This is a genomic window from Phaeobacter sp. BS52 (assembly GCF_045040595.1).
GTDB lineage: Bacteria > Pseudomonadota > Alphaproteobacteria > Rhodobacterales > Rhodobacteraceae > Phaeobacter > Phaeobacter piscinae.
The window spans coordinates 2,728,845-2,737,500 of the sequence record NZ_CP090662.1 but is presented as its reverse complement, the minus strand read 5'-3'; the positions used below and the strand labels follow the sequence as shown (position 1 = coordinate 2,737,500).

The following is an 8,656-nucleotide window of genomic DNA, read 5'->3' as shown; positions in this document are numbered from 1 at the left end:
AGAATAGGCTTTGATCCATGAATTTCCGAATGGGGGAACCCACCTGACAGTTTGTTATTGTTAGCTTTGCTATCAATAATGAGCTTAATCAGGTACTTAAGACCTGAATACATAGGGTTTTAAGAGCAAACCCGGGGAACTGAAACATCTAAGTACCCGGAGGAAAGGACATCAATATGATACTCCCCTAGTAGCGGCGAGCGAACGGGGACCAGCCGAGCCTTGAGTGTGAATAGAATGTGTTGGGAAGCACAGCCAGAGTGGGTGATAGCCCCGTATATGAAGCATGATAGGACGTATTAAGTAGGGCGGGACACGTGAAATCCTGTCTGAAGATCGGAGGACCACCTTCGAAGGCTAAGTACTCCTTACTGACCGATAGCGAACCAGTACCGTGAGGGAAAGGTGAAAAGCACCCCGACGAGGGGAGTGAAACAGTACCTGAAACCGAACGCCTACAATCAGTTGGAGGCCCCTTGAGGGCTGACAGCGTACCTTTTGTATAATGGGTCATCGACTTGGTCTCACGAGCAAGCTTAAGCCGTTAGGTGTAGGCGCAGCGAAAGCGAGTCTTAATAGGGCGCATGAGTTCGTGGGATCAGACCCGAAACCGAGTGATCTAGGCATGGCCAGGTTGAAGGTGCAGTAACATGCACTGGAGGACCGAACCCACATCTGTTGAAAAAGATCGGGATGAGCTGTGCCTAGGGGTGAAAGGCCAATCAAACTCGGAGATAGCTGGTTCTCTGCGAAATCTATTTAGGTAGAGCGTCATCCGAATACCCCGGGGGGTAGAGCACTGGATGGGTAATGGGGCCCCACAGGCTTACTGATCCTAACCAAACTCCGAATACCCGGGAGTACTAGATGGCAGACACACTGCGGATGCTAACGTCCGTAGTGGAGAGGGAAACAACCCTGACCTACAGCTAAGGCCCCTAATTCATGGCTAAGTGGGAAAGCAGGTGGGATGTCCAAAACAACCAGGAGGTTGGCTTAGAAGCAGCCATCCTTTAAAGATAGCGTAACAGCTCACTGGTCTAATTAAGACGTCCTGCGGCGAAGATGTAACGGGGCTCAAGCCATGAGCCGAAGCTTAGGATGCACATAGTGCATGGTAGCAGAGCGTAGTGTGACATAGCTTCATGTCTCCTTAGTGTCCTCGGACACATCGGAGACACGAAGCTTTCGATGAAGCGGGCGCGTGAGCGATCCCGTGGAGAGATCACTAGCGAGAATGATGACATGAGTAGCGACAAAGAGTGTGAGAGACACTCTCGCCGAAAGTCCAAGGGTTCCTGCTTAAAGCTAATCTGAGCAGGGTAAGCTAGCCCCTAAGGCGAGGCCGAAAGGCGTAGCCGATGGGAACTAGGTTAATATTCCTAGGCCAGGAGGATGTGACGGATTGTGAAGGTAGTTCATCCTTATCGGATTGAATGGGCTGCTGATCAGTCCCTGGAAATAGCCCTCCATGAGACCGTACCCTAAACCGACACAGGTGGACTGGTAGAGAATACCAAGGCGCTTGAGAGAACGATGTTGAAGGAACTCGGCAAAATACCTCCGTAAGTTCGCGAGAAGGAGGCCCGGTTCCAAGGCAACTTGGAGCTGGGGGCACAAACCAGGGGGTGGCGACTGTTTATTAAAAACACAGGGCTCTGCGAAGTCGCAAGACGACGTATAGGGTCTGACGCCTGCCCGGTGCCTGAAGGTTAAAAGGAGGGGTGAGAGCTCCGAATTGAAGCCCAGGTAAACGGCGGCCGTAACTATAACGGTCCTAAGGTAGCGAAATTCCTTGTCGGGTAAGTTCCGACCTGCACGAATGGCGTAACGACTTCCCCGCTGTCTCCAACATCGACTCAGCGAAATTGAATTGCCTGTCAAGATGCAGGCTTCCCGCGGTTAGACGGAAAGACCCCGTGCACCTTTACTACAGCTTCGCACTGGCATCAGGATTGTGATGTGCAGGATAGGTGGTAGGCATCGAAACCGGAACGCTAGTTCCGGTGGAGCCTCCCTTGAGATACCACCCTTCGCACTCTTGATGTCTAACCGCGGTCCGTTATCCGGATCCGGGACCTGCGTGGCGGGTAGTTTGACTGGGGCGGTCGCCTCCTAAAGCGTAACGGAGGCGCGCGAAGGTTGGCTCAGAGCGGTCGGAAATCGCTCGTTGAGTGCAATGGCAGAAGCCAGCCTGACTGCGAGACTGACAAGTCGAGCAGAGACGAAAGTCGGCCATAGTGATCCGGTGGTCCCAAGTGGGAGGGCCATCGCTCAACGGATAAAAGGTACGCCGGGGATAACAGGCTGATACTGCCCAAGAGTCCATATCGACGGCAGTGTTTGGCACCTCGATGTCGGCTCATCTCATCCTGGGGCTGGAGCAGGTCCCAAGGGTACGGCTGTTCGCCGTTTAAAGAGGTACGTGAGCTGGGTTTAGAACGTCGTGAGACAGTTCGGTCCCTATCTGCCGTGGGTGTAGGATACTTGAGAGGAGTTGCCCCTAGTACGAGAGGACCGGGGTGAACGATCCACTGGTGGACCTGTTGTTGCGCCAGCAGCAGTGCAGGGTAGCTATGATCGGACAGGATAACCGCTGAAGGCATCTAAGCGGGAAGCCCCCCTCAAAACAAGGTATCCCTGAGGGCCGAGGTAGACCACCTCGTCAATAGGCCGGAGATGTAAGTGCAGCAATGCATTCAGTTGACCGGTACTAATCGCCCGATAGGCTTGATCTGTTCCAGTAACAGTCAGTGACACAAGAACCAAAAGCAAAACACAAAACTTGGACTTCATGTCGATTGTATCTCCGCGACGTCTCAAAACCCAAACGTCGCGAATATGGATTTTCCTCGGTTTGGTGGTCATAGCGCAAGTGAAACACCCGGTCCCATCCCGAACCCGGAAGTTAAGCACTGTTGCGCCGATGGTACTGCGTCTTAAGGCGTGGGAGAGTAGGTCACCGCCAAACCTAGAAAAATCCATAAACACAAACGATACCAATAAAATATACCTTCAGACACAAACATCTGAAGACACAGACGCTCAGTCACAACACGCGTGATCAAGCAGCGGCAGCCTCAGGCAACAAAACGCAATGAGGAAAAACTATACTGTCGCGGGATGGAGCAGCCCGGTAGCTCGTCAGGCTCATAACCTGAAGGTCGTAGGTTCAAATCCTACTCCCGCAACCAATATTACCAAAACATAACACATACTTACAGCCGCCTCCGGGCGGCTTCCTGCGTTTGGGACAAGCCCGCTGAAAGCACTACGGATGTAAACAGAGCCAAGAGAGGCCCTATGCTGCACCAAATCCAACCCGCAGCGCGTCCAGCAAACCGCCTGCATCTGCTTCACTCATGACGAGCGGCGGGGACAGAATCACGTTTGCACCCGAAACCCGGATCAATGCACCGGCTTCATAGCAGGCCTCCTGAACGGCCAGAGCCCGGCGCCCGTCAAGCGGCGCCCGTGTCTGGCGATCACTCACCAGTTCGAGGGCTGTCATCAGCCCATAGCCGCCCCGAACATCGCCGATGACATCAAAACGGTCCTTCAGGGCCAGACACCCCTCGTACAGCTGGGTGCCGCGTGCCGCTGCTGTTGCGGTCACATTCAGACGCTGCATCTCTGCCAGACAGGCGAGCGCGGCCGCCGCACCGACGGGATGGCCGGAATAGGTATAGCCATGGCCAATCTTGGCGTCGGGGTTTTCCTCAAAGACCTCAATCATCCGATCACCCATCATGACCGCGCCAAATGGGAAATAGCCGTTTGTGATCGCTTTTGCGGTACACATCATATCTGGCTGGATGCCCCAGAGCCGGGCCCCCGACCAGGCCCCTGTGCGTCCATAAGCCGTGATCACCTCGTCGGTGATCAGCAGGATGCCGTTGCGATTGCAGATTTCCTGGACCATGGGGGCAAATGACGGATGGGGCGGGATCACACCGCCTGCCCCGAGGATCGGCTCCATGATCATCGCGGCAATCGTATTGGCGCCCTGGAAGGCGATCTCATCCTCCAAAGCGGCGGCGCAAAGCTGGGCCAGACGCTCCGGGTCGCTTTCGTTGAAGGGGTTGCGATAGGTATAGGGGGCCGGGATATGAAAACAGCCTGGAAGCAGCGGTTCGTAAGCATTCCGGAAGTTGGCGTTTCCGTTTACCGAGGCGCCGCCGATATGGGTGCCATGATAGCCTTTCTTGAGGCTGAGGAACTTGGTTCGGCCTCCGTCGCCACGCAGTTTGTGATATTGCCGCGCCAGCCGCAGCGCGGTCTCCACGGAATCCGAGCCGCCAGAGGTGAAGAAGGCTCGGCTCAGGCCATCTGGAGCGAAGAACCGGCTGAGTTCATAGGACAGCTCAATCGCCGCATCATTCGATGTTCCGCGGAAGGTAGAGTAATACGGCAGCTTCTCCAGCTGTGCAGCCATCGCGTCCTTAACCGGCTGGCAGGAATAGCCGAGGTTCACATTCCAGAGGCCGCCAACCCCGTCGATGACCCGATGGCCGTCAATGTCCGTGATGGACACGCCCTCGGCACTGGTGATGATCTTGGGCGGCTGCGCGACACTGTCCTGCGGTGAGGTCATCGGATGCCACATCAGGCGGCCGTTGTGTTCCTTGAGGAAGTTTGACTCTGTCATGATGTGGAATCCGTTTCATAGTGCCGACTGAACTCACTGGCCCAGGCGGATGTCACATTTGAGGGGAGCTGCCCCCCCCAGTTTCGGGTGATGTCGCGGCTCGCTTTGATCAGTTCTGTTTTGATCAACCGCTCTTGCTCGGGGGACATACGTGTGGCGACGCTGGCCACCGAAACGGCGCCCGCAAACAGGCCGGTCTGATCGTAGAGCGGCGCAGAGAGGCTGTGGATTTCCGCCTCAAAGCTGCGGTCCGAACAGCCGAAGCCGGTTGCGCGCGCGTCGGTGATCAGATCGCTCAACGCCTCCGCTGTGGTGGCGGTATGCGGGGTGAACCTGTCCATCTGGGAGAGTGCGGCTTCCAGCATCGCGTCAGGGCCAAAAGCCAGCGCGCAAAGGCCTGATGCCGTCGCATGGAGTGGAAATGTTGTGATGTCGATGATCGCCCGTGTGCCGTGACGAGGCGATTCTGCACGACGCAAGCGCGTAGAGTGTGCTGCCCGACACCACCGAGACATGCGCCGTCTCGCCAGTCACGTCGGCGAGCTGCGACAATGGCAATTGCGCCCCAAGCTTGCGCGGGACAGTGGCCTCCCGCACCTGCGCCAACTGTAGGACAGCAGGCCCCAGCCGATAGTGTTTTGTTGTTGGATTCTGCTCGACAAATCCAGCTGTCTCAAGGGCTTGGAGATGGCGATATGTGGTTGCCTTGTCGCGCCCGGCAATCCTGCACAGCTGCGACAGGCCGATTTCCGGGCGGTCGGCCGAGAAGTGCGACAGTAGTGCCAGCGTTTTGGTTGCAGAGGACATGTCGTCGGTCACCGTTCCTGTGGAGTCAGAAAAAATTTGACACATGATAGATAGCAAGGCAACCTTTTTTGCGAAATACTGGTTTGATATATGAACCAGTCAACGGGAGGGGAAACATGTCGAAATTCAAAAAATCTGTTGCCGCGCTTGCTTTGGCCGCCGCTGCTGCTGCCGGTGCGGTTCATGCCGAATACCCGGAAAAACCCGTAGAATTTGTGGTGCCATGGCCGCCCGGCGATCTGGAGGACGTTCTAACCCGCATGATTGCTGAGGATTTCTCGGCGGCGTATGATGTGCCAACTGCTGTAGTGAACAAACCCGGCGGTGGCGGTGGGCCATTTCCTGGCGCGGTTGCGGTGGCAGAGGCGCCTGCAGATGGCTACACCATCGGCTCCTTTATTATCGCGATCCCGGTGGTTGGTCCGCAGATCGGTATTCCGCAGCTGAGCCCGGATCCATTTGTCCCATTGGGCAATTTTCTGACCTATCCGTTTGTGATCGCCGCTAAGCGCTGATGCGCCTTATGATGATATCGCCGGACTGGCGGCTCATGCGGCGGAAAACGATGTGGTGCTGGGGCATTTCGGCGCGCCCTTGGTCCCAACTCAGGTAACATTGGGTTTGGCCAAGGAGATGGGCTTTTCTTACGCCTCGGATGCGGCGTTTGACGCGCTGGATTGCAACACATTGGCCTCAGGCGATGTGGATGTGATCAACACCACGCTGCAATTGATCCTGCCGTGCCTCGATGATGTGAAGGTTCTCGCCTCCATCGGTTCGGAACGGATCCCATTGACGGCCGAGGCGCCAACCGTCGCAGAGCTGGCGCCGGATCTGAACGTGTCGCTCTGGAATGGGCTGTTTGTTCACAAGGAAACGCCGCAGGACGTGCGCGACAAGATTATTGCTGTCGCCCAGAAAACCGTGATGTCCGATCGGGCTCAGGCGCTTGCTGCAGAAACAGGCGCGGCGGTTTACTGGCAGCCCGCGGCAGACGTCGTCACGCAGATCCAGACCGACACTGAGACCATGGCCCGGATTGTAAAAATGCTCTCCGAATAAGCACGACTGGGGACGCCGGGCGGTGCGGCCGCCCGGTCACGGCCATTCACGAGCGAGGGGACAGATGTCGCGGGTCAATACGCTACAAGCCTTATTCAAACGCTATCGCCGACCGGGCGATATCGTGTTTGCCTGGATTATCCTCATTGTGGCGCTGCTGCTGCTGGCGCAGCTTTACGAACAGACCGCGTGGCGCAAGGGTGGGCCGCTGTTTGCTCAGCCCCGATTCTGGCTAAGCGGTTTCCCTAACAGGCATGGCAGGGTTTGCGGCATTGCATCTGTTGGGTTCGGCCCTATCTGAGCGTATCCAAGGCCGCTGGCAGGAGGTCTGGCTCTGGCTGTCCTCACTGGAATATGCCGGTTGGTTTATCGCCTATGCGGCCGCCGTGCCTTATGCGGGCTACCTTCCGGCCACGGTCCTATTCGCAGTCGCCTTGACCCTGCGTGCCGGATACCGGCGACCAGCCGCGCTTGCCAGTGCGGCAGCCTCGGCAGGGGTGATCGTGCTGCTGTTCAAAACCTTGCTGAAGGTGAACCTGCCCGCTGGCCGTGTTTATGAGGTGCTGCCGGACGGGTTGCGCCAGATCATGCTGACCTATTTCTGAACGGAACACTCGATGGAAAACCTCCTCGCCGGAGCCGAGATGCTTGCACGCTGGGACGTGGTTGTTGCGCTGTTGGTCGGGTCGATCGGCGGCGTCGTGATCGGCGCGATCCCAGGTGTTGGACCGGCGGTCGCCATCGCAATCCTCCTGCCCGCGACCTTTGCTTTCGACCCGATCGTGGGGTTGACGATGCTGCTGGGGATTTACGGCTCCTCGATGTATGGCGGTGCCATTCCGGCTGTCCTGATCAATACACCGGGCACAGCGGTCAATGCGCTCACCTCCTACGATGGCCACCCGATGACACAGAAAGGCGACGCCCACCGTGCGCTTTCGCTGGCCTATAGCGCGTCTTTCTGGGGCGGGATATTTGGCATTGGTTGCCTGATCCTGTTGTCGCCGGTTTTGGCGCTGGTGGCTCCGATGTTTGGGTCCAGAGAGATATTTCTGGCGGCACTTCTTGGGGTTATTCTGGTGATCCTCGCCCACCGCGGTCAGATATTCGCAGCCGGTGTTTTGGCCATGTTTGGTATCTTTCTGCAAACCATCGGCCTGGATGCGGTGACCTATACCCAGCGCTACACCTTTGGTCTGACCTTTCTTAGCTCGGGCGTGAATCTGATTGTTGTCGTGCTCGGCCTCTTTGCGCTCAGTCAGGCATTTTTTCTGCTGACCACCCCGGACAACAGTCCGGACGCCAAACCAGTGACCGGCCGCATGAGCGCCAGCCTGCGTGAGTTGATGCGCCACAAGCGGGTTGCCACGGTGGCCTCCGGCTGCGGTGTGATCCTGGGCATGATCCCCGGCACCGGTGAGTTCACGGCCCAGTTCATGAGCTACACCTATGCTCAGAAAACCTCCAAGACGCCGGATCTCTTTGGCAAAGGCTCTCCCGAAGGGCTGATCGCCTCAGAAGCTGCAAACAACGCCGTCCCGGCGGCGGCCATGATCCCGCTGCTGGCGCTTGGCATTCCGGGGGAGGCTCTGACGGCCATGATGCTGTCGGTTTTCTATGTTCACAATGTCATTCCAGGCCCCCAATTGTTTCAGAACAATATTGATCTGGTCTATGGTCTCTATCTGGCGCTGATCCTGCTGAATGTGATCGTGATGGCCTTTCTGATGGTGTCCACCAACCTGCTGACCCGGATCATCCGGATCCCGACCCGGTTTCTGGGGGTGCTGATCCTGTTGTTGTCCTTTGTCGGGGTCTACTCGCTGCGGAACTCCCTCACGGACTGTATGATTGCTGCGGGGTTTGGCGTGTTCGGCCTGATCCTCAAACGCCTGAACCTGCCGATTGTGCCGATCATTCTGGGCATGGTTCTGGGCGGCATCATGGAGGTCAAACTGCGTTCTGCCCTGCCCAGACTCAAAACACCGCTTGATATGATTGACCGGCCGATTTCCTTCATTCTTTTCGCGCTGATCGTTTTGGTTCTGGCGCTGCATATCCGCGCATTGATGCGGGAATGGCAGCTGCATCAACCGGATGAAGACCATGATTTGCACGACAGCCAGACAAGGTAACCCC

6 protein-coding genes, 1 tRNA gene, 2 rRNA genes and 1 pseudogene (1 of these 10 running past the window's edge) are annotated in these 8,656 nt (G+C 56.8%); 7 read left to right on the top strand and 3 right to left on the bottom strand.

Annotated features, from left to right (window positions below; translation table 11 throughout):
* The 3 genes from L0Z65_RS13170 to L0Z65_RS13160 all read left to right on the top strand — a co-directional run.
* Nucleotides 1-2,738: ribosomal RNA gene (locus L0Z65_RS13170) — 23S ribosomal RNA — on the top strand; it begins 89 nt to the left of the window's first position.
* Between the two features lie 118 nt (nt 2,739-2,856).
* Nucleotides 2,857-2,971: ribosomal RNA gene (gene rrf / locus L0Z65_RS13165) — 5S ribosomal RNA — on the top strand.
* A 146-nt stretch (nt 2,972-3,117) separates the two neighbouring features.
* Nucleotides 3,118-3,194 (top strand) — tRNA-Met (locus L0Z65_RS13160).
* 107 nt (nt 3,195-3,301) lie between these two features.
* On the opposite strand, the gene L0Z65_RS13155 is transcribed toward L0Z65_RS13160, so the two are convergent.
* Genes L0Z65_RS13155 through L0Z65_RS13145 form a run of 3 tightly spaced genes read right to left on the bottom strand, consistent with a single transcriptional unit; the run spans nt 3,302 to nt 5,467 of the window.
* The gene (locus L0Z65_RS13155) at nt 3,302-4,648 is read right to left on the bottom strand and encodes an aminotransferase class III-fold pyridoxal phosphate-dependent enzyme (RefSeq protein ID WP_405108310.1); all 1,347 of its coding nucleotides are present in this window, start codon (nt 4,646-4,648) and stop codon (nt 3,302-3,304) included.
* Nucleotides 4,645-5,013 (bottom strand): IclR family transcriptional regulator C-terminal domain-containing protein, encoded by a 369-nt coding sequence (locus tag L0Z65_RS13150; protein ID WP_405108307.1) that lies wholly within the window; start codon nt 5,011-5,013, stop codon nt 4,645-4,647. Before L0Z65_RS13150 ends, L0Z65_RS13155 begins: the two co-directional genes overlap by 4 nt.
* Before the next feature lie 4 nt (nt 5,014-5,017).
* A complete protein-coding gene (locus L0Z65_RS13145) occupies nt 5,018-5,467 on the bottom strand; it encodes a helix-turn-helix domain-containing protein (RefSeq protein WP_405108304.1) in 450 nt (149 codons plus the stop codon).
* Between the two features lie 104 nt (nt 5,468-5,571).
* On the opposite strand from L0Z65_RS13145, the pseudogene L0Z65_RS13140 reads away from it, so the two are divergent.
* The 4 genes and pseudogenes from L0Z65_RS13140 to L0Z65_RS13125 all read left to right on the top strand — a co-directional run bounded on the left by L0Z65_RS13140 (nt 5,572) and on the right by L0Z65_RS13125 (nt 8,652).
* Nucleotides 5,572-6,517 (top strand): annotated as a pseudogene (locus L0Z65_RS13140) (tripartite tricarboxylate transporter substrate-binding protein).
* Between the two features lie 64 nt (nt 6,518-6,581).
* Entirely contained in the window at nt 6,582-6,818 is a 237-nt protein-coding gene (locus L0Z65_RS13135; protein ID WP_405108301.1) for a hypothetical protein, read from the top strand.
* Nucleotides 6,799-7,122 carry a tripartite tricarboxylate transporter TctB family protein gene (locus L0Z65_RS13130; protein WP_405108298.1) on the top strand — a complete coding sequence of 108 codons (324 nt, stop codon included), beginning with the start codon at nt 6,799-6,801 and terminating at the stop codon, nt 7,120-7,122. The genes L0Z65_RS13135 and L0Z65_RS13130 overlap by 20 nt, the downstream gene beginning before the upstream one ends.
* A 12-nt stretch (nt 7,123-7,134) precedes the next feature.
* A complete protein-coding gene (locus L0Z65_RS13125) occupies nt 7,135-8,652 on the top strand; it encodes a tripartite tricarboxylate transporter permease (RefSeq protein WP_405108295.1) in 1,518 nt (505 codons plus the stop codon).
* The last annotated feature ends 4 nt before the right edge of the window (nt 8,653-8,656 follow it).

What these genes read in the sequence shown, in the direction of transcription:
- L0Z65_RS13155 (WP_405108310.1), bottom strand. Translation starts at nt 4,648, where the DNA reads ATGACAGAGTCAAACTTCCTCAAGGAACACAACGGCCGCCTGATGTGG.
- L0Z65_RS13150 (WP_405108307.1), bottom strand. Translation starts at nt 5,013, where the DNA reads ATGCTGGAAGCCGCACTCTCCCAGATGGACAGGTTCACCCCGCATACC.
- L0Z65_RS13135 (WP_405108301.1), top strand. Translation starts at nt 6,582, where the DNA reads ATGTCGCGGGTCAATACGCTACAAGCCTTATTCAAACGCTATCGCCGA.
- L0Z65_RS13125 (WP_405108295.1), top strand. Translation starts at nt 7,135, where the DNA reads ATGGAAAACCTCCTCGCCGGAGCCGAGATGCTTGCACGCTGGGACGTG.